This is a genomic window from Kribbella sancticallisti (assembly GCF_039530625.1).
Lineage (GTDB): Bacteria > Actinomycetota > Actinomycetes > Propionibacteriales > Kribbellaceae > Kribbella > Kribbella sancticallisti.
The window spans coordinates 26,951-47,017 of sequence record NZ_BAAAOS010000041.1 but is presented as its reverse complement, the minus strand read 5'-3'; the positions used below and the strand labels follow the sequence as shown (position 1 = coordinate 47,017).

The window sequence follows — 20,067 nt, the reverse complement described above, 5'->3', positions numbered from 1 at the left end:
CCTCACGATGAGGACGCGCTCTGGGCGGGTGCGTCCTTGACTCAACCGTGATCTGTTCTACCGGAAACTGTCACAAAGTACTCGTGCCAATCCGGAGCGTAAGGGTAATCCTTCGCGCACTCTGCGTAACCGGCTCTCGATCAGGCCTTGATCTCGTAGCGGAGCGTGGGATTGAGCACCTGCCGGCCCTGCGCGACAGTCGCGTGGTCCACGTCCACGGCCACGTCGTCGCCGTCCACCGTCACCGTCATCACCCCGTTGTCGAACCACGGCCCGTACGCCGTGCGCCAGGTCGCTGCGACGTCCCGCACCTTCGCGGAGCGGGCCAGTGTGTGGAGGAACTTGGTCATGCCGCGGCTGTCGAGCAGCTTGTTCGCGAGCCTGATGTGCCACCCGACCGGGTTCCGGAAGGGCGACATGGTCAGCTGGCGGATCGCCGTACGGGGGTGGTCGGTGGTGCGCAGTTCGGCCTCGGCCAGGTAGCTGCAGTGCACGTCGCCGGACAGCATCAGGATCGAGTTCGGCGGCTCGTCGGCCTTCACCAGATCGGTGAACAGGTCGGTCACGTCGTCGAAGGACTTCCGGAACGACGCCCAGTGCTCCAGATCCATGCCCTGCCTGATCTTCTCGCCGAGCCGCTTCCCACGCGAACCCCAGGCACCCGAGGAGATCGCCTCGTCCCAGCCCTCCAGGTGATGCAGACCGGGAGCCAGCAGGATGGGCAGCGTGGAGGCGACCATCAGGTGGTGGATCGGCTGCGTCGCGTCGACCGTGTGCCGCCGGACCCATTCCCACTCGTGCGCGTCGACCATCGCCCGATCACCCGGTTCCAGGTGCCGAGAGCAACGGGAGTCGATGGCGACCAGCCGGACGCCCCGGGACCGGGCGCCGAAGTCGCGGTAGAAGCTCCACCGGGTGGAAGCCGGGTCCTCGTCCGCCTCCCACGCGAAGGCGTCCAGGTAGGAGCTTCGCTCGTCCTCGTCGTCGAGGTGGCGCATAGCGGCATACGTGGGGTCCCGCTCGAGTTGCTCGGGGGACAGGTTGCCCAGGTGCTGATAGACCCAGTACGACGCGTAGGCGCCGACGACCCGGTCGTGCCACCACGGCTGGCTGGTGACCCAGCGACGCCAGGTCAGCGAGGTGTTCCAGTCGTCCCGCAGGTCGTGGTCGTCGAGCAGCATGCACAGCGGCACGGTCGAGAACAGCCATCGGACCGCCGGAGTCAGCCAGGCGTCGTCGTAGAGCCAGGTGTACTCCTCGAAGTTGCCGATCTCGTCGGCCACCTCGGACCCCTGCCGGCCGCCGTGCGCCTCCCGCAGCTTCTCCAGTACTGCGCCCGACGGGTCGTCGGCGTACACCTGGTCGCCGAGCAGGAGCAGGGCGTCGGGCCGTTCGTCGTCTCCGCCGGCCATCCGCTCGGCCAGCGCGACCAGGGCGTCCGGCCCGAAGTCCTTGAACCCCTGCTCGTCGAACGGCGCCGACCTCCGGCACGACCCGAAGGTCAGCCGGAAGGTCCCGTCCGCCCGCGGCGTCCGGATCAGGCTCGGCCCGTACGGGCTGTCCGCGGGCGGCCAGACCTGGTTGCCGTCCAGATGCACCTCGTACGGCGTCTCGGTCGCCGGTCGCAGCCCCTCGATCAGCACCAGCGCGTAGTGATGCCCGTGCACGGACCAGGTCTTCGCCCGGTAGCCGAGGATCTCCACCTCGCACGCGTCGGTGGTCTCCACCCAGACGGTCGCCCGGGTTTCGTCGACGTACCGCAGGAGCGGCCCAAGCTTCAGCTGCATTCCGGAAACGCTACCGGCTCGCTCCAAGCCGGGGAGGTCGCTCAGTACACGCTCACGCCATAGGCGTTGAGGGCCTCGACGACCGGCTGGAAGTAGGTGACTCCGCCGGAGTCGCAATCGCCGGTGCCACCGGAGGTGAGGCCGAAGGCGAAGGTCCGGTAGAACAGCGGGCCGCCGGAGTCGCCACCTTCCGCGCAGACGCTGGTACGGATCAGCCCGGCCACTCGGCCTTCGGGGTAGTTCACCGTCGCGTTGAGCCCGGTCACGCGTCCGCTGCGCAGTCCGGTGGTGCCGCCGCTGCGGTAGACGTAGTGACCGAGGCCGGGGTTGACCGCCCTGACGATGTCCTGGGACCGGCCGTTGTAGAGGTTCACGCTGCCGCCGGGCTTGACGCCCGCGGGGTAGATGACGAGGGCGTAGTCGTTCCAGGGGAAGCTGGCGTGGTGGAGGGTGCCGGCCAGGCTCCTCTCGTTCTCGTCGTGGAACCACCTGCTCGCGCCCTTGCCGCAGTGACCGGCGGTGAGGAAGTAGTACCGGCCTCGTCGCTGGACGTTGAAGCCGGCGGAGCACTGGAAGCCGCCGCCGTAGATCGGGGCACCGCCGCCGATCCGCTTGGTGAGCTTGCCGGGCAGCTTCTCCAGCACGACCCCTGTTCCCAGTTGCTTGGTCAACCGCGTCAACGCCTGGTACTTCGCGCCGACCACCGTCGCGTCGTACGACACGACGACCTTGCCGTCCGGCCTCGTCATCCAGGCTGTCCCGGGGAGCGACACATCCCGCTCCAGCACCGCCCGAATCGCCTTCGCGGTCCGCGGCGGCTCCGGCTTCACCGGGACGGTCGCGGAGCGCGGGTTCGACCACGTGGGAGCGGCTGCTGTCGCGGGCAGGATCGGCAGGGTCAAGGTGGCGGCGACGAGCATCGCTGCCGCGCGGCGGGCGGAGGCAGAAGTCATGGCCGACAGCCTCCCATCGCCGACGCCGTCATGCACGGAATTGGCACCAACCGGACACGCTCAGCAACTATTTCCGCATGCCGCTCGTCGAGAATCAGTCGTGCCGCAGGGAGTGCAGGACGAAGGAGGCGAGTTCGCGGTAGGCCTCGGCGTCGGTCAGGCCGGTACGGCGGGTGATGTCGCCGCGCTGGATCGCCTGCATGGTGTGCGCGACCATCTCCGCCGCGAACCCGATGTCGACCTGCCGGAACGCCTTGCTGGCGATCCCGTCCTCGATCAGCGACCGGACCCGGTCGGCCGCGATCCGGGTGTTCCGCTCGTACACCGAGCGGGCCGGCGCGAACGTCGCCACGTCGTCCAGGAAAGTGCGGCTGGCCGGCCGCAGCGCGTCGGCGACCGCGTTCAGGTAGGCCGCGATCCGGCGGTCGTGCCGGGTCTGCTTGGCGACCGCGGCCTCCACCTCGGCGGTGGCATTCTTGAAGTAGTGCTTGACCACCTCGACGGCGAGTTGTTCCTTGCTCGGCGCCAGGGCGTACAGGGTCGTCTTGCTGCAGCGGAGCTCCGCCGCCAGGTCGTCCAGGGTGAACCGGCTGAAGCCCTGCGTGAGAAACAGCGAGAGGAGCCGATCGAGCAGCTCGGACTGCCTGCGGGTGCGGCGCCCCGGGACGACTGTTGTCATATCGAGACAGCATAGAACGATACGGAGTTATGGTCTTCAGTATCAATAGGAGTATCATTTCGGGCAGCTGTTGAGAGGGGTGCCTGATGGCAGTCGATCGCTTGCTCCCGACCGAGGAGTCCACCGACCTGCTGGGCCTGGTCCGGGATCTGTGCGAGCACGAGCTCGCGCCGCACGCCGCCCACGCCGAGGAGACCGAGACCTTCCCGCGGGAGGCGTTCCGCACGCTCGGCAAGGCCGGCCTGCTGGGCCTGCCGTACCCGGAGGCGTACGGCGGCGCCGAGCAGCCGTACGAGGTCTATCTGCAGATGCTCGAGGAGATCGCCGCCGCCTGGATGTCGGTCGGGGTCGGCCTGTCCGTCCACACGATGACCAGCTACGCCCTTGCGACCTTCGGCACCCCGGACCAGCGCGAACTGCTGCTGCCCGACATGATCGGCGGCGACCTGCTCGGCGCGTACGCGTTGTCGGAGCCGCAGGCCGGTTCGGACATCAGCGCGATGACGACGAAGGCGGTCCGCGACGGCGACCACTATGTGCTCAGCGGCACCAAGTCCTGGATCACCCACGGCTCACACGCCGACTTCTACACCACCTTCGCCCGTACTTCGGCCGATCCGAAGCACGGCATCTCCGCGTTCCACGTGCCGGCCACCACGGAAGGGCTCAGCTTCGGTGCGCCCGAGCGGAAGATGGGCCTGACCGGATCCACTACGACGCTGGTCAACTACGACCGCGTCCGCGTGCCGGTGGCGAACCTGATCGGTTCCGAGGGTCAAGGGATGCGCATCGCGCTGTCCGCGCTGGACTCGGGCCGGCTGGGGATCGCGGCCTGCGCCGTCGGGCTGGCTCAGGCCGCGCTCGACGAGGCGGCGAAGTACGCGCTGGAGCGGAAGCAGTTCGGTCACGCGATCGCGGACTTCCAGGGGATGCAGTTCCTGCTGGCGGACATGGCGGCCGCGGTGGAGTCCGCCCGGGCGACGTACCTGCAGGCCGCTCGGCGGCGTGACCTCGGCAGGCCGTTCACCCAGCAGGCGGCGATCGCCAAGCTGGTCTGCACGGACGCGGCGATGAAGGTGACCACCGACGCGGTCCAGGTGCTCGGTGGCTACGGTTACACCCGCGAGTTCCCGGCCGAGCGCTACATGCGCGAGGCCAAGGTGACCCAGATCTTCGAAGGAACCAACCAGATTCAGCGCCTGGTGATCAGCCGCGATTTGCTCAGGAGTGTTCGATGAAGCTTGGCCGGTCCGATGTCGCTCTCGTCACCGGTGGTGGTTCCGGGCTCGGTGAGGCCACCGTGCGCCGGATCGCGGAGTCCGGCGCCGGCGTGGTGATCTGCGACCTGCCGTCGTCGGCGGGCAAGGCGATCGCCGAGGAGTTGGGCGACCGGGTCGTCTTCGTCCCCACCGATGTCACCGACGAGGCCGCGGTCACCGCCGCCCTCGATGCCGCGGGATCGCTGGGCGACCTGCGGCTGGTCGTCACCTGCGCCGGCATCGCCACCCCCGGCCGGGTCGTCGGCCGCAAGGGTCCGTTGCCGCTGGCAACCTTCCGGCAGGTGGTCGAGGTCAACCTGATCGGCACCTTCAACGTGCTCCGGCTCGCCGCCGAGCGGATGATCGCGCTGCCGGCCGGCGAGGACGGCGACCGCGGCGTCGTGGTGATGACCGCGTCGATCGCCGCGTACGACGGCCAGATCGGCCAGGCGGCGTACGCGGCCAGCAAGGGCGGCATCGTCGGCCTCACCCTGACCGCGGCCCGCGACCTGGCCGACAAGGGCATCCGGGTGGTCACCATCGCCCCCGGCACGATGGAGACCCCGATGCTGGCCGGCCTCCCCGAGGACGCCCGTACGGTCCTGGAGCAGCAGGTGCCCCACCCGGCCCGCCTCGGCCGCCCGTCGGAGTACGCCGCTCTCGTCGACCACATCGTCTCCAACCAACTCCTCAACGGTGAGGTCATCCGGCTGGACGGCGCCCTCCGGATGCCCCCGCGCTGAAAAGTCTCTGTGGACAACGGGTTTCCCGCCTGGGGACACCCGTACTTTCTCTGTCGAACCGGTCCAGGACTCGAAAGATCGAGATCACCGAGCGCGGCGTGCTCGTCGCTCGCCTGCTGCCCGCACAGCCGTCACCGCCGGCCAGGTGGAGTCGGATGCGCTGGTCGACTGGATCGCCGATCAAGGCGCGTTGCTCGTCTCGTCAGCCCTGGCCGAGGTGGAGTTGCCGCGAGCACTTCGGCGTACTGAGCCCGCGCTCCTGGCCGGCGTCCCCGCGGCGCTCGCGCGGATCGCGGTCTACGAGATCGACGAGATCGTCCGCACCACAGCCGCTGCCTACGACGACCCTCGCATCCGACCCCTCGACGCGGTCCACCTTGCCACGGCGGACGCCGTACTGGGTGACGACCTGACAGCCTTCGTGACGTATGACGCGAGGCTGATTGCCGCTGCGGACGTGCTCGGGCTGCCAGTGGCGGTTCCCGGGGGCTGAGTGGCTCAGCGTTCCGGCGGGGTGAAGCCCGAGGGGACGTCGATGAGGTCGTCGAGCTGGGACGGTTTGTGAACGCCGGTGCGAATCAACTCGACGAGCGTCGGTGAGCTTTCCTGCCCGTAGGTGGTGGCGACCGGGATGGGGTAGCAGGTCGAGTAGCGCACGACGGTCGACCAGGTGCCGCCGGTCCCGTAGGCGGTGATCTTGAAGGTCCGGCCGCCGTCATCGCTGCAGTTGCTGTACCGGAATTCGTTGCCCTCGGGGGTGATCACCCTTCCGCCTGTCAGTGCCGCCCCCACTGCCTTGGCTTGTGCTCCCACGAGCCGTGAGCCGGAGATGAGCACCTTCTCCGGAACCTCGCTGACTCCACCGCCCCAGTACTCGCAGATGTTCACCGCGGTGACCGTGCCCAGGGAGGACAAGGCCTTGCCTGCCTCGGGTCCACCGACGTCGGTGGACGTGCAGCCGTACACGTCAGGTCCGTCGTGTTCGACCGCGGAGTCGAGGACGCGCTTGCGGAGGGCGTCGTTCCTGGTGAGCACGCTGACGTGGACGCCGCCGACGTCGCGGGTCTCCTCGGTCCAGCCGCCGTCGTACTGCTTCACGCCCGGCTGCTGCACGTCGTCGAACCAGAGGTACTCCTGACGCTCGGCCAGCGGCCTGACCGCCACCGCGCAGCTCCGTCGGCCTTCGAGCCACGGTCCGAACCGGCCGACCGTCGGTCCCTGTGCGCAGGGCGCCGGGCCCGACACATAGTTGTTCCAACTGGCAGGCACCTGGACCTGAACATTCTTGTACGACTCCCACCGCCACGAGGTGGCTCCAGCGTGTTGGTTGCTCAGCCTTTTGGCAGCCATCTCGGCTTCGCCAACCGGCGTGCTCTGCGGCTCTGCGACCGGGCTCTGCGCCGGCGTGACCTCAGGAGTGAGGGAGTTGCCGACGCTGACGCCGGCGGCCACAGCAGCACACGCCAGTACTGCGACGCTGATGGTGCGGCCGGTACGGCGGCGGCGGAGGCGGCGGTGGACGCCGGACAGAAGGGCGTCATCGGCAGGCGCCTCGGCGGCGTGGCGGTCCAGGGTCTCGGTGAGCACGCTCTCGGTGTGCAGCAGTTCGGGACGTTCTTCGGGTGTGGTCATCGGGTGCTGACCTCCTCGGGACTGTTCAGGGCGGTCCGGAGGGACGCCAGGGCTCGGTGGATCTGGGAGCGGACCGTTCCGGCGGTGCAGCCGAGGATCTCGGCGATGTCCGCGTCCGGAAGTCCTTCGTAGTAACGCAGCACCACGGCCGCGCGCTGTTTGGTCGGCAGGGAGGCGCACAAGGCCCAGACGGCGTCCTGCTCGGCGTGATCACCGGCATGGTCGCTCGCCTGGCCGTGGGGGTTCGCTTCGAACAGGGTCGAGTCGCTGATCGGGGTCTCGCGCCGGAAGAACCGGCGCCAGCGGGAGATGTCGGCGTTCACGATCGAGCGGCGGACGTACGCCTCCGGGTCGCCGTGCTGCAGGATCCGGGACCAGCGTGGGTAGGCGGCGACGAGAGCGTCCTGCACGGCCTCCTCAGCCCGGCTGTGGTCACGCGTGACGAGGTACGCGAACCGCAGCAGCGAGGCCCCCCGCTGCCGCACCCACGTGTCGAATTCCGGCGGCTGATCGTCGTCGGTCATCCCACCTCCCACCCGTACCACGCCGGCCACCCCGGGAACGTTGCACGGGCGGCGCGATTTACTCCGATTCGCCCGGTGGCGGCGGTGGCAGCGTGAGCTTCTCGTCCGGCTTGGCCCGCAGTACGTCGTTCACGTACGAGCGGGCCGCTTGCATCGTGTCCACCTCGTGGCCGGCCTCCTCGGACAGGAACCAGCGGTGTTCGAGCACCTCGTGGAACACCTCGGCGGGCTCGAGCTTGCGCTTCATGTCCCGCGGCACCACCCGCACCACCGGCTCGAACACCTCGCTCAGCCACTGGTGCGCGACGATCTCCTCGTCCTCGTTCTGCTGGTCCGTCGCCGCGGCGAACGAGTCCAGGTCGTTCAGCAGCCGGCGGGCCTGGTTCTCCTCGACGTCCAGCCCGGTCAGCCGCAGCAGCCGGCGGCTGTGGTGGCCGGCGTCCACCACCTTCGGCTGGATCCGCACCTGGCTGCCGTCCCAGTCGGTGATGATGTCGATCTCGGCGACGTCGAAGCCGAGCTCGTTCAGCCGCCGGATCCGCGAGTCCAGCCGGTGCATCTCGTCGGTGTGGAACTCCTCCGGCGCGGTCAGCTCCTTCCAGAGCGCCTCGTACCGGGCGGTGATCGACTGGACCGTCTCCAGCGGGTCGATGTCCTCGTCGAGCAGGCCACCCTCCTGCAGGTCGGACAGCTCGCCGAACAGGTTGATCTCGGCGGTGTACAGGTCGTGGGCGCGCTGGCCGTCGGAGATGTCCTGGTGCAGCTCACCGGTCTCCGCGTCCACCAGGTACGCCGCGAAGGCGCCGGCGTCGCGGCGGAAGAGCGTGTTCGACAGCGAGCAGTCGCCCCAGAAGAAGCCGAGCAGGTGCAGCCGGACGATCAGCGCGACCAGCGCGTCGATCAACCGGTTGACCGTGTCCGGGCGCAGCGTGCTGGAGAACAGCGCGCGGTACGGCAGGGAGAACTGCAGGTGCCGGGTGACCAGGATCGAGTCGAGCGGTTCGCCGGACTTGTCCAGCCGGTCGGTGATGACGCCGACGGGTTCGACCGAGGGCGAGTCCAGCCGTTCGAGGTCGCGCAGCAGCCGGTACTCGTGCATCGCGAGGTGTTCCATCACCTCTTTGATCGCGTAGACGCTGCCGCTGACCCGGACGAAGCGGACGACGTGCCGGGAGATACCGCGCGGCAGCGCGACGAGCTGATCCTCCGGCCAGTCCTCCAGCGGGATCTCCCACGGGAGCGACAACAGACCGGTGTCCGGGCGGGTGGCGACGAAGCGAGGCACGCACCCCAGTGTGTCAGTTCCTGACGGCTCGGGTAACGAACGCAAGCGGCCGCAAGAACTTGCGCGATATGGCGTACTGTTTGCGTTATGACACGACGTCTTGCTGAGGTGGCCAAGAAGGTCGGCGTGAGCGAAGCGACCGTCAGCCGGGTGCTGAACGGGAAGCCCGGGGTGTCCGAGGCGACCCGGGAGGCGGTGCTGACCGCGCTGGACGTGCTGGGCTACGAGCGGCCGACGCAGTTGCGCGGGGATCGGGCGCGGCTGGTCGGACTGGTGCTGCCGGAGTTGCAGAACCCGATCTTCCCGGCGTTCGCCGAGGTCGTCGGGGGAGCGCTGGCGCAGCAGGGCTTCACGTCGTTGCTGTGCACGCGGACTGTCGGCGGAGTGTCGGAAGCCGACTATGTCGACCTGCTCTTGCAGCAACAGGTGTCGGGTGTCGTCTTCGCGGGTGGGTTCTACGCCCAGGCCGACGCGCCTCATGGGCACTACGAACTGATCCAGGAGCGCCGGCTGCCGACCGTACTGGTCAACGCGGCCGTCGACCACCTTGGCTTCCCGCAGGTCTCGTCCGACGACGTGGTCGCCGCGGAAATGGCGATCGGGCACCTCCGGGCGCTCGGCCACCAGAAGATCGGGATGGTGCTCGGCCCGCGCGACCACATCCCCTCCCGGCGCAAGCTGGACGCCTTCATGGCCTCGCCGGAGGCGGATCCGGAGTTGGTCGAGCACACGATGTTCTCGCTGGAAGGTGGGCACGCGGCGGCCACCCGGCTGGTCAAGCACGGAGCCACCGGCATCGTCTGCGCCAGCGACATCCTGGCTCTCGGCGCGATCCGCGCAGTACGGCGGGCCGGGCTGTCGGTTCCCGACGACGTCTCGGTGATCGGTTACGACGACTCCGCGATGATGAACTGCACCGACCCGCCCCTGACCACCGTCCGGCAGCCGATCGACGCGATGGGCCGGGCTGCCGTGGACATGCTCGTAGCCCTGATCGAGCGTGCCGCGGTCCCCGCCGACGAACTCCTCTTCGAACCCGAACTCGTCGTCCGCGCCTCCACCGCCCGCCTCAAAACCACCTCCACCATCCCCGCCTGACCCCTGACCCCTGACCCCTGACCCCTGACCCCTGGCTCGGCTCCTCCGCTAGCGCGGCCCCGGGGTGGGTTTGGGGAGGATTACACCCCTGGATGAGGGTGAAATCCTCCCCGAATCTACAAAATGACCGGTCGTCTTGACATCGGCAAGACGGTCGGTCATATTGGGGGTGGCAGAGAGTCCGAAGGGTGGAATGAGGAGCGGTGGAGATGGACGCGTTGCTGGCGAAGGTGCTCGAGGTGCACGGCGGGCTGGAGAACTGGGCGAAGGTGACCGGCCTGACGGCCAAGTTGTCACTGGATGGACCGTTCTGGGACGGCGTCGGCTGGCCCGACATCCGCAAGCAGCAGACGCTCACGGTGGACGCCCGCCAGGAGCGCAGTACGTTGTCGCCGTTCGTCGGCGCGGAGTCGACGGCCGTGTTCGAGGGCGATCCCGCGCAGGTGCGGATCCTGGACGCCGCCGGCCGGGAGGTGGAGCGCCGGGACGACCCGCTGACCTCGTTCCCGGAGTACACGCTGGAGACGAAGTGGGATCGGGCGCACGTCGCCTACTTCACCGGTACGGCGAACTGGAACTACTTCGTGGAGCCTTTCCTCTTCACCTATCCCGGGGTCGAGGCGCACGAGATCGAGCCGTGGCAGGAGGGCGGTGAGACCTGGCGCCGGCTCGCGGTGACCTTCCCGTCGAACCTCCCGAACCACAATCCCGAGCAGGTCTTCTACTACGACGACAAGTTCCTGCTCCGCCGGATGGACTACGCGCCCGACATCACGGCGAGCACCCCGATCGCCCACTACGTGTACGACCCGAAGGTGGTCGACGGGTTCGTCTTCTACGGCCGCCGGTTGGTGCACCTGCGTGACAGCGATGGCATCGCCGACCGGTCCTGGGCGCCGATCGTCATCACCACCGACGGCGTGGAGGTCCACCGGGGTTAGGCGCCACGGCGCTGACAACGGCGGACAACCGAGCATCTCTTGGCGATCTCCGCCAGTTCCGCAGTGCAGTCACGTTTTTGCAACTTGAGATCGAAGTATTGCGCTGATCCCGTCAGATTGCCTACGGTACGGACCACATCAAGGGGCGGGACTCGCCCTCGCCATCGTGGGCCGGCTCAGACCGGTGCCGTTTCGAGAAGGGCAGATCGATGAGGACAACGAGCCACCGCAGGGTGTCAGCGGCCGGTTGGCGCCGGCCGGCAAGCCTGTTGCTCGTGGCAGGGCTGGGCCTGGCGGCCGCGTCCTGTGGATCCGGGGACGAGGACAAGCCGGCTGCCCAGGGATCCGCGGGTGCGGACGCGCCGGTCACCATCACGGTGGGATGCCAGCCGCCGAAGAGCAACGCGAAGGAACGCACGGCCTGGGACGAGGATGTCGCGGCCTTCCAGAAGTTGCACCCGAACATCACGATCCAGAGCAAGGACGCGTTTCCCTGCATCAACCCGGACACCTTCCAGGCCAAACTGGCCGGCGGTAGTCAGGAGGACGTCTTCTACGTCTACTACACCGACGTCCAGAAGATCATCAAGGCCAAGCAGGCCGCCGACATCAGCGAGCACGTCGGCAGCGTGAAGGCGCTCAAGGACATCCGCCCCGACGTCCAGAGTGTCTTCAAGGACGGCGACAAGACGTACGGGCTGCCGCGCAACAACTACAACATGGGACTGGTCTACAACCGCAAACTGTTCACCCAGGCCGGGCTGAACCCGGACTCGCCGCCGAAGACCTGGGCCGAGGTGCAGGAGGCCGCCAAGAAGATCGCCGGGCTCGGCGCCGGCTACACCGGCTTCGGTGAGTACAGCGCCGGCAACACCGGCGGCTGGCACTTCGCCACCTCCCTGTACGCGCGGGGTGGCTCGATGGTGAGCGAGGACGGCAAGTCCGCGGCCTTCAACAGCGCCGAGGGCAAGGCCGTGCTGGAGAACCTGAAGCAGATGCGCTGGAACGACAACAGCATGGGCACCAAGCAGTTGCTGCAGTGGGAAGACCTGATGCGGATGATGGGCTCGGGCAAGCTCGGCATGATGATCGGCGCGCCGGACGTGGTCCAGTCGGTCAACAACGACTTCCAGGGCAAGTTCGAGGACTACGGTGTCGCCGCGGTGCCGGAGTCCGAGGGCAAGGCCTCGCTCAGCGGCGGCGACGGGTACATGTTCAACCCGAAGGCGACGCCGGAGAAGATCAAGGCCGGCCTGCTCTGGCTGGAGTTCCACGAACTGACGCCGGGCCAGGGCCAGTTCAACTACGAGCGCTCCAAGGCCCAGGGCCGCCCGGTCGGACTGCCGATCCCGGACCTGTACGGCGACAGCGCGCCCGGCAAGGAGATCACCGAACTGCGGAAGAAGTTCGCCACCGTCCCGGTCGACCACTTCACCCCGTACGTGACCGCGCAGGCGAGCATCACCAACAAGCTCGAGCCGCCGAAGGCGCAGGAGTTGTACGCCGTACTCGACGTGGCGATGTCCGCGGTGCTCACCCGCAAGGATGCCGACATCGACAAACTGCTCTCCGACGCCGAGAGCAAGGCCAACAAGATCCTCGCCAAGAACACCTGATGGCCATTACCTCCAAGCCGCCGGTGCGCCGTGCCCTTCCTCCGGGTGCGGCGCACCCCTTTGAAAAGAATGGCGCGGCGCGTCGGGCGGTGGGCCGCAACCTCACGGCGTACGGGTTCCTGTGCGGGGCGCTGATCTGTTTCGCCTTCTTCTCCTGGTATCCGATGATCCGCGAGATCATCCTCAGCTTCCAGGAGAACAACTTCGTCGATCCGGCCAAGTGGGTCGGCTTCGACAACTTCCGCACCGTGATCGAGGACCCGGCCTTCCGGTCCGCGTGGCTGAACACGGCCGCCTTCAGCGCCCTCGCGCTGGTCGTCGGGTACGCCGTACCGTTCGTGCTCGCCGTGGTCCTCAACGAGTTGCGGCATGCCGTCGCCTACCTGAGGTTCGTCGTCTACCTCCCGGTGATGCTCCCCCCGGCGGTCGCCGTACTGCTGTTCAAATGGTTCTACGACCCGGGCTCCGGCCTGTTCAACCAGGTCCTGGACGGCTTCGGCCTCCCGCCGCTGGCCTGGCTCGACTCGACCAGCACCGCGCTCATTTCCCTGGTTCTCGTGTCCACCTGGATGAACCTCGGCACCGGCACGCTCATCTATCTGGCGGCGCTGCAGAGCATCCCGGGCGAGCTGTACGAGTCGGCCGAACTCGACGGCGCCGGCCTGTTCCGGCGGGTCTGGCACGTGACGATCCCGCAGACCAAGCTGATCCTGCTGGTGATGCTGCTGCTCCAGGTGGTCGCGACCATGCAGGTGTTCATCGAGCCGTACCTGCTGACCGGCGGCGGTCCCGAGAACGCGACCGTGACGGTGGCCTACCTGATGTACCAGTACGCGTTCAACTTCGGCGACTTCGGCGGCGGTGGCGCGCTCGGCCTGATGCTGATGGTGGTGCTGCTGGTGTTCTCCACGATCTACCTGCGCGTCTCGCGAGACAACGAAGGTGGCCGATGACAACGACCCTGCAACCGCAGCCGGTGCTCCAGGCGACCCCGCCCGCCCCGGCGCCGCGCAGTACGAGGAAGAAGAACGGCAAGGGCCGGGGCGCCGAGACCAGAGGCCTGGTGTCGCCGCTGTCGTTGCGGTCCTGGCGCGGCAAGCTGACCTACTGGACGGTCCTGGTGGTCGTCGTGGTCGGCTTCACCGTGGCCTTCGTCTTCCCGCTGTACTGGATGGTGACCGGCGCGCTGAAGTCGCCGGACGAGCTGGCGCAGATCCCGCCGAGCTTCTTCCCGAAGGAATATGACTTCGGCGTCTACCAGGAGGCCTGGAACCAGCTCCAGCTCGGCGTCTTCCTGCGGAACACCGCCCTGTACGCCGGTGGCGCGTGGCTGTTCACGCTCGCGGTCGACGTGACGGCGGCGTACGCGTTGTCCAAGCTCCGGCCGTTCTTCGGCAAGCTGATCCTCGGGCTGATGCTGGCCACGCTGATGATCCCGCCGATGGTGCTGCTGCTGCCGACCTACCTGGTCGCCAAGGACGTGCCGCTGTTCCACTGGAACCTGCTGAACACCCCGTGGGCGATCTGGTTGCCGGCGGCAGCGAACGGGTTCTTCATCTTCCTGCTCAAGCGGTTCTTCGACTCGATCCCGCGCGAGCTGCTGGAAGCCGCCGAGATCGACGGCGCGTCACCGCTGCGGATCCTGTGGTCGATCGTGCTGCCGGTGTCCCGGCCGATCCTCGGCGTGGTGTCGATCCTGTCGGTGGTGACGGTCTGGAAGGACTTCGTCTGGCCGCTGCTGGTGCTGCCCGAGACCGACAAGATGTCGATCAGCGTCGGCATCGCGTCGCTGTCCGCGCAGATGCCACAGAACGTACTGATCGCGGCGCTGGTGATCGCCAGCCTGCCGACGATCCTGGTCTTCTTCGTGTTCCAGCGCAGCATCATGGCGGGTCTCACCGCCGGAAGCCTCAAAGGCTGATTCCCCCAACCCCTAAGGAGAAGCAATGTCGGAAACGTGGTGGCGCGGAGCCGCGATCTACCAGGTGTACCTGCGCAGCTTTGCCGACGGCAACGGTGACGGGATCGGTGATCTCGCGGGGCTGCGGGCCAGGCTGCCGTACCTGGCCGAGCTGGGCATCGACGCGATCTGGCTGAACCCGTGGTACCCGTCGCCGATGGCCGACGGCGGGTACGACGTGGCCGACTACCGCGCGATCGACCCGAGCTTCGGCACCCTCGCCGAGGCCGAGGCCTACATCGAGGAAGCACACGCGCTGGGGATCCGCACCATCATCGACATCGTGCCCAACCACGGCTCGGACCAGCAGGACTGGTTCGTCCAGGCGCTGGCAGCCGGCCCGGGATCGGTCGAGCGCGAGCGCTTCCTGTTCCGCGACGGCCGGGACGGTGGGCTGCCGCCGAACGACTGGCAGTCGATCTTCAACGGCCCGGCCTGGACCCAGGTTTCCGATGGTCAGTGGTATCTGCACTTGTTCGCGCCCGAGCAGCCCGACTTCAACTGGCACAATCCCGAGGTGGTCGACGAGTTCCACGACATCCTCAGGTTCTGGCTCGACCGCGGGGTCGACGGCATCCGGATCGACAGCGCTGCCGTGCTCTTCAAGGATCTGGACAGCGTCGAGGAGTCGTACACGGACCACGACGAGGTGCACGAGGTGTACCGCGGCTGGCGGCAGATCACCGACTCCTACGAGGGCCGGTTCCTGGTCGGCGAGATGTGGATGCCGGACCAGGAGCGGTTCGCGCTCTACCTGCGGCCGGACGAGATGCAGACCGCGTTCAACTTCGACTTCCTATCGCGGCCGTGGATCGCCGAGGAGTTGCGGGCGTCGATCGACCTGACACTGGCCACGCACGTCCCGATCGGAGCACCTCCTACGTGGGTGCTGTCGAACCACGACGTCACCCGGCCCGTCACGAAGTACGGGCGTCCTGACACGTCGTTCTCGCATCAGGATCGGAAGCACGGGATGGAGACGGATCCTGTACTAGGTGAGCGCCGGGCGCGCGCTGCTGCTCTGCTCGCGATGGCGTTGCCGGGTGGGCTGTATGTCTACCAGGGCGAGGAGTTGGGCCTGCCTGAGGTGGAGGATTTGCCGGACGAACTGCTGCAGGACCCGCTGTGGGCCCGCTCCGGCGGCGCGGACCGTGGCCGCGACGGCTGCCGTGTTCCGATCCCGTGGTCGGGCAAGGAGCCCCCGTTCGGCTTCGGCTCCGGTACTACGTGGCTGCCGCAACCCGCCGACTGGAAGAACCTCACCGTCGAGTCTCAGCAGGCCGATCAGAACTCCATGCTCGCCCTCTACCGCGACGGGTTGAAGCTCCGTCGGCAATCCCTGGGCGACGGCACCCTCACCTGGCTCGACTCGGCCCCCGGCGTACTCGCTTTCACCCGGGAATCCCTCACCTGCCTCGTCAACCTCACCCCTGACTCGATCGACCTCCTGCCGTACACCGAGATCCTCCTCACCAGCAGCCCGCTCGAGGAAGGCCGCCTCCCCTCCGACACCACCGCCTGGCTCCGCTGACAACACATCGCCGTCCGAAGGATTCCTCCGGACGGCGACTGTGTTTCAGCTGTCGGTTGGGGTGAGGGGCTGGAAGCGGCGGAGACGGAGGCTGTTGGTGACTACGAAGACTGAGCTGAAAGCCATCGCGGCGCCCGCCAGCATCGGGTTGAGGAGGCCGGCGGCGGCGAGCGGGAGGCCGGCGACGTTGTAGGCGAAGGCCCAGAAGAGGTTGCCCTTGATGGTGCCGAGGGTCTTCCGGGCCAGCCGGATCGCGTCGGCGGCCGAGCGGAGGTCGCCGCGGACCAACGTCAGGTCGCTGGCCTCGATCGCCACGTCGGTGCCGGTGCCCATGCTCAGGCCGAGGTCGGCCTGGGCGAGCGCGGCCGCGTCGTTCACGCCGTCGCCGACCATCGCGACCACCCGGCCCTCGGCCTGCAACTTCTTCACCGCGTCGACCTTGTCGGCCGGCAACACCTCGGCGATGACGTCCTCGATCCCCACCTCGGCCGCGACCTTCCGCGCCACTGCCTCGTTGTCCCCGGTGAGCAGGACCGGCCGCAGCCCGAGTGCCCGCAACTGCTTGATCGCCTCGGCAGAACTGGGCTTGACCGTGTCCGCGACCACCAGCACGGCCCGGGCCTTGCCATCCCAGCCGACCGCGACCGCAGTACTGCCTTCTGATTCGGCGTGCTCCTTCGCGTGGGCGAGGGACTCAGGCAGGTACTGGCTCCACTCCTCCAGCAACCGCGTCCGCCCGACCAGTACTGCGTGCCCCTCGACGATCCCCTGCACTCCGAGACCCTCGACGTTGCCGAAGTCCTCGACGTCCGGGAGTTTGCCAAGCTCGTCAGCAGCCCCTCGGGCGATCGCCTGGGCGATCGGGTGCTCACTGGAGTGCTCCAGCGCCCCGGCCAACCGCAGTACCTCCGCACGGTCCTCGCCCTCGGCAAGCAGTACGTCGGCCAGTGCCATCCGCCCGGTCGTCACTGTGCCGGTCTTGTCCAGTACTACGGTGTCGACGCGACGGGTGGACTCCAGCACCTCGGGACCCTTGATCAGGATGCCCAACTGAGCCCCCCGACCCGTCCCCACCATCAGGGCCGTCGGGGTCGCCAGTCCAAGCGCACAAGGGCAAGCGATGATCAGGACGGCCACGGCCGCGGTGAAGGCGACCTCGATCGGCGAGCCGTTGCCGAGCCAGAACCCGAGCGTGCCCAGGGCCAGCGCGATCACGATCGGCACGAACACCCCGGAGACCCGGTCGGCCAACCGCTGGACCGCGGCCTTGCCGTTCTGCGCGTCCTCCACCAGCCGCGCCATCTGTGCCAACTGCGTGTCGGAACCGACCCGGGTGGCCCGGACGACCAGCCGGCCGCCGGCGTTCACGGTGGCGCCGACGACGGAGTCACCCTCGCCGACCTCGACCGGGACTGACTCCCCGGTCAGCATCGACGCGTCCACCGCGCTGCTGCCGGTGACGATCACGCCGTCGGTGGCGATCTTCTCACCCGGCCGGACGACGAACTCGTTGCCCACAGCAAGTTGATCGGCGGGGATCCGGACCTCGGCGCCGTTGCGCAGTACGGCGACGTCCTTGGCGCCCAGCTCCAGCAGGGCCTTCAGAGCCGCGCCGGAGCGGCGCTTGGCCCGCGCCTCGAAGTACCGGCCGGCCAGGATGAAGGTGGTGACGCCGGCCGCGACCTCGAGGTAGATCTCCTCGGCGCCGCTGCCCCGGGACGGGATCAGGGTGAACGGCATCTTCATGCCGGGCCGGCCCGCCTCGCCGATGAACAGCGCGTAGAGCGACCAGAGGAAGGCGCTCACCACGCCGACCGAGATCAGCGTGTCCATCGTCGCGGCACCGTGCCGCAGGTTCGTCCAGGTCGCCTTGTGGAACGGCCAGGCCGCCCAGGTGACCACCGGCGCGGCAAGCGTCAGCGACGCCCACTGCCAGAAGTTGAACTGCAGCGCCGGAATCATGCCCAGCGCGATGACCGGGGTCGCCAGCGCGAGGCTGGTGAAGAGCCGGTTGCGCAGCGGCTTCAGCTCGTCGGCCGGTTCGGCCCTGTCGGCTGCCGGGGGAGCCGGCAACGCGGCGGTATAGCCGGTGGCTTCGACGGTGGCGACCAGTTCGTCGGTGCTGATGCCCTCGGCGAACGTCACCTTCGCCTTCTCGGTGGCGTAGTTGACGGTCGCGGTGACGCCGTCCATCCGGTTGAGCTTCTTCTCGACCCGGTTCGCGCAGGAGGCACACGTCATGCCACCGATGATGAGTTCCACGGAGTTGTCGGGGGTGGTCATTGCTGGGCCTCCTCTCAGTGGCCGTGCGGGGTTTCTTCGTGCCCCGGGGTCGCGGGTGCCGTGCTCGGCAGCGCGGTCGGCGGGACGATCGAAGTACCGGTTGCGCCGACGTTCACGGTGAACTCGGCGGTGTGCACCTTGCCCGCGTGCTGGAAGTCCAGGAACAGGCTGTACGTGCCGGCGGTCGGGAAGGTGGTGCCGAACTTGATCTCCGGACCGCCCTTCATCCCTGCCGTCGCTTCCTCGGACGGGTGCGTGTGCAGGTAGGCGAGGTCGCCACCGCGCAAGGACACCAGGTGCCCGAACGCCCCGAGGTACGGCTGCAGGTCCTTGACCGGCTGGCCGGCCTTGGTGATGGTGAAGACCAGTTCGGCCTCCTTGCCGGCGACAGGCTTGCCCGCCAGCGTCACGTCGTACCCGTCGAAGCTGTAGATGCTCGCGGGCTCGCTCATCGGGACCGGGATGTAGAGACCGGAGACGTTGAGATCGGTACCGAGTGTCAGCGTCTTGCCGAGCCCGGCCGGCTGGAAGTCGGCGAACATCCGCCAGGTGCCACCCGCGGTGAACGTGAACGGGATGCTCCAGGTGCCGTCCGCCGCCCTGGTCGGGTGCACGTGGTGGAACCCGGACAGGTCCCGCCGTACGACGATCAGGTGCAGGTCCTTCTCATGGGTCTCGGTGTACTGCGTGACGGGCTTGCCGTCCGGGCCCTGGATCGTGAAGCGCAGGCTCTCCTGCTTGCCCGGCTGGAAGAACGTCGTCGCCGGGACCAGCGTGTAGCCGGACTCGGACACCGCGAGCCCGGGGAGCTGCCCACCGGTCTCGCTGTGTCCTTCGCCATGCTCGCCGGCCTGCTCGCCCATACCGTCGGTCATCCCGCCGTCCTGGCCGTCGGCGTGGGCGCCCGGATCGGCTGCCGCGACCGGGTCGACCACGGAGCCCAGTGCGAACGCGCCGGCGAACGCCAGCGCCAGTGCACCAGCGAACGCGCCGAGCCGGACCGCGACAGCCCGGGTCATGCCCTCGCGCCCGGGGAGGAGGCGGCCAGCTCGTAGCCCGCCTCGTCGACGGCCTCGCGTACGGCGGCGTCGTCGAGGGCGGACTCACTCGTCACGTGCACCGCGGAGGTGCCGCCGGCGTTGAGGTCGATGCTGACCTGCTGGACGCCGGACAGCTTGCTGAGCTCCTCGGTGACGGCGGCGGTGCAGTGGCCGCAGGTCATGCCGGTGACGGAGTAGGTCGTGGTGGTCATAGCGGTGCTCCTTGCTCGGTTGTGTGTGCTGTTCAGCTGCGGACGAGCCGGGCGATCGCGTCGGAGGCCTCGCGGACCTTCTCCTCCGCCTCCGGCCCGCCCCGCTGCGCGGCCTCGACCACGCAGTGCGACAGGTGCTCGTCCAGCAGTTCCAGGGAGAAGGACTGCAACGCCTTCGTGGCGGCCGACACCTGGGTCAGGATGTCGATGCAGTACTTGTCCTCCTCGACCATCCGCTGCAGCCCGCGAACCTGCCCCTCGATCCGCCGCAGCCGCTTGAGGTGACTGGACTTCTCGGAGGTGTAGCCGTGCACGTGCTCGGTCTGCTCTTCGGTGGTCATGGCGGGTTCCTCTTCTCCTGCTGCTACCCCTCGGGGGTATGTCGACGCGACGTACGTTACCCCCTTGGGGTATCCAATGCAAGTCTTCCCCAATACGGGGCAGGGGTATTTGAACGGCATGAGGCCGGGCGGTCGGCGCCAAACGCCGTGGGGTGGACGTCTTCCTCTGCGAAGATGAGCCTC

At 68.2% G+C, this 20,067-nt stretch carries 19 protein-coding genes; 9 read left to right on the top strand and 10 right to left on the bottom strand.

What is annotated here, in order from left to right; all coding sequences use genetic code 11:
- Positions 1 to 140: 140 nt before the first annotated feature.
- The 3 genes from ABD255_RS27340 to ABD255_RS27330 all read right to left on the bottom strand — a co-directional run bounded on the left by ABD255_RS27340 (position 141) and on the right by ABD255_RS27330 (position 3,419).
- Positions 141 to 1,787 carry a DUF7800 domain-containing protein gene (locus tag ABD255_RS27340; protein WP_344218905.1) on the bottom strand — a complete coding sequence of 549 codons (1,647 nt, stop codon included), beginning with the start codon at positions 1,785 to 1,787 and terminating at the stop codon, positions 141 to 143.
- A 41-nt stretch (positions 1,788 to 1,828) separates the two neighbouring features.
- The gene (locus tag ABD255_RS27335) at positions 1,829 to 2,740 is read right to left on the bottom strand and encodes a S1 family peptidase (protein WP_344218903.1); all 912 of its coding nucleotides are present in this window, start codon (positions 2,738 to 2,740) and stop codon (positions 1,829 to 1,831) included.
- 94 nt (positions 2,741 to 2,834) lie between these two features.
- A complete protein-coding gene (locus tag ABD255_RS27330) occupies positions 2,835 to 3,419 on the bottom strand; it encodes a TetR/AcrR family transcriptional regulator (RefSeq protein WP_344218901.1) in 585 nt (194 codons plus the stop codon).
- Between the two features lie 86 nt (positions 3,420 to 3,505).
- On the opposite strand from ABD255_RS27330, the gene ABD255_RS27325 reads away from it, so the two are divergent.
- The 3 genes from ABD255_RS27325 (at position 3,506) to ABD255_RS27315 (ending at position 5,914) form a co-directional block, all read left to right on the top strand.
- Positions 3,506 to 4,657 (top strand): acyl-CoA dehydrogenase family protein, encoded by a 1,152-nt coding sequence (locus tag ABD255_RS27325; RefSeq protein WP_344218899.1) that lies wholly within the window; start codon positions 3,506 to 3,508, stop codon positions 4,655 to 4,657.
- Complete coding sequence (locus tag ABD255_RS27320; protein ID WP_344218897.1) at positions 4,654 to 5,421, top strand: SDR family NAD(P)-dependent oxidoreductase; 768 nt, start codon at positions 4,654 to 4,656, stop codon at positions 5,419 to 5,421. Before ABD255_RS27325 ends, ABD255_RS27320 begins: the two co-directional genes overlap by 4 nt.
- A gap of 145 nt (positions 5,422 to 5,566) precedes the next feature.
- Positions 5,567 to 5,914 carry a type II toxin-antitoxin system VapC family toxin gene (locus ABD255_RS27315; protein WP_344218895.1) on the top strand — a complete coding sequence of 116 codons (348 nt, stop codon included), beginning with the start codon at positions 5,567 to 5,569 and terminating at the stop codon, positions 5,912 to 5,914.
- A 5-nt stretch (positions 5,915 to 5,919) separates the two neighbouring features.
- Here ABD255_RS27315 and ABD255_RS27310 read toward each other — a convergent pair whose 3' ends face one another.
- Genes ABD255_RS27310 through ABD255_RS27300 form a run of 3 tightly spaced genes read right to left on the bottom strand, consistent with a single transcriptional unit; the run spans position 5,920 to position 8,862 of the window.
- Entirely contained in the window at positions 5,920 to 7,053 is a 1,134-nt protein-coding gene (locus ABD255_RS27310; RefSeq protein ID WP_344218893.1) for a hypothetical protein, read from the bottom strand.
- Positions 7,050 to 7,577 (bottom strand): SigE family RNA polymerase sigma factor, encoded by a 528-nt coding sequence (locus ABD255_RS27305; RefSeq protein ID WP_344218891.1) that lies wholly within the window; start codon positions 7,575 to 7,577, stop codon positions 7,050 to 7,052. Before ABD255_RS27305 ends, ABD255_RS27310 begins: the two co-directional genes overlap by 4 nt.
- A gap of 58 nt (positions 7,578 to 7,635) precedes the next feature.
- The gene (locus tag ABD255_RS27300) at positions 7,636 to 8,862 is read right to left on the bottom strand and encodes a DUF4032 domain-containing protein (RefSeq protein ID WP_344218889.1); all 1,227 of its coding nucleotides are present in this window, start codon (positions 8,860 to 8,862) and stop codon (positions 7,636 to 7,638) included.
- An 87-nt stretch (positions 8,863 to 8,949) separates the two neighbouring features.
- Here ABD255_RS27300 and ABD255_RS27295 point away from each other — a divergent pair, with 87 nt between their 5' ends.
- The 6 genes from ABD255_RS27295 (at position 8,950) to ABD255_RS27270 (ending at position 16,008) form a co-directional block, all read left to right on the top strand.
- Entirely contained in the window at positions 8,950 to 9,960 is a 1,011-nt protein-coding gene (locus ABD255_RS27295) for a LacI family DNA-binding transcriptional regulator (RefSeq protein WP_344218887.1), read from the top strand.
- Positions 9,961 to 10,169: 209 nt separating this feature from the next.
- Positions 10,170 to 10,901: a hypothetical protein gene (locus tag ABD255_RS27290; RefSeq protein WP_344218885.1), complete on the top strand. Its 732-nt coding sequence runs from the start codon at positions 10,170 to 10,172 to the stop codon at positions 10,899 to 10,901.
- Positions 10,902 to 11,176: 275 nt separating this feature from the next.
- Positions 11,177 to 12,517, top strand: a complete 1,341-nt coding sequence (locus tag ABD255_RS27285; protein ID WP_344218883.1) for an ABC transporter substrate-binding protein — start codon at positions 11,177 to 11,179, stop codon at positions 12,515 to 12,517.
- A gap of 89 nt (positions 12,518 to 12,606) precedes the next feature.
- Positions 12,607 to 13,470, top strand: a complete 864-nt coding sequence (locus tag ABD255_RS27280) for a carbohydrate ABC transporter permease (RefSeq protein WP_344218881.1) — start codon at positions 12,607 to 12,609, stop codon at positions 13,468 to 13,470.
- Positions 13,467 to 14,438, top strand: a complete 972-nt coding sequence (locus ABD255_RS27275; RefSeq protein ID WP_344218879.1) for a carbohydrate ABC transporter permease — start codon at positions 13,467 to 13,469, stop codon at positions 14,436 to 14,438. Before ABD255_RS27280 ends, ABD255_RS27275 begins: the two co-directional genes overlap by 4 nt.
- 25 nt (positions 14,439 to 14,463) lie before the next feature.
- The gene (locus ABD255_RS27270) at positions 14,464 to 16,008 is read left to right on the top strand and encodes a glycoside hydrolase family 13 protein (RefSeq protein ID WP_344218877.1); all 1,545 of its coding nucleotides are present in this window, start codon (positions 14,464 to 14,466) and stop codon (positions 16,006 to 16,008) included.
- A 45-nt stretch (positions 16,009 to 16,053) separates the two neighbouring features.
- Here ABD255_RS27270 and ABD255_RS27265 read toward each other — a convergent pair whose 3' ends face one another.
- From ABD255_RS27265 to ABD255_RS27250, 4 genes are read right to left on the bottom strand one after another with little or no spacing between them, the layout of a single operon-like run.
- The gene (locus tag ABD255_RS27265) at positions 16,054 to 18,291 is read right to left on the bottom strand and encodes a heavy metal translocating P-type ATPase (protein WP_344218875.1); all 2,238 of its coding nucleotides are present in this window, start codon (positions 18,289 to 18,291) and stop codon (positions 16,054 to 16,056) included.
- Positions 18,292 to 18,305: 14 nt separating this feature from the next.
- Positions 18,306 to 19,310, bottom strand: a complete 1,005-nt coding sequence (locus ABD255_RS27260) for a hypothetical protein (RefSeq protein ID WP_344218873.1) — start codon at positions 19,308 to 19,310, stop codon at positions 18,306 to 18,308.
- The gene (locus tag ABD255_RS27255; protein WP_344218871.1) at positions 19,307 to 19,543 is read right to left on the bottom strand and encodes a heavy-metal-associated domain-containing protein; all 237 of its coding nucleotides are present in this window, start codon (positions 19,541 to 19,543) and stop codon (positions 19,307 to 19,309) included. Before ABD255_RS27255 ends, ABD255_RS27260 begins: the two co-directional genes overlap by 4 nt.
- A gap of 32 nt (positions 19,544 to 19,575) precedes the next feature.
- A complete protein-coding gene (locus ABD255_RS27250) occupies positions 19,576 to 19,884 on the bottom strand; it encodes a metal-sensitive transcriptional regulator (protein WP_425554539.1) in 309 nt (102 codons plus the stop codon).
- Between the last annotated feature and the right edge of the window lie 183 nt (positions 19,885 to 20,067).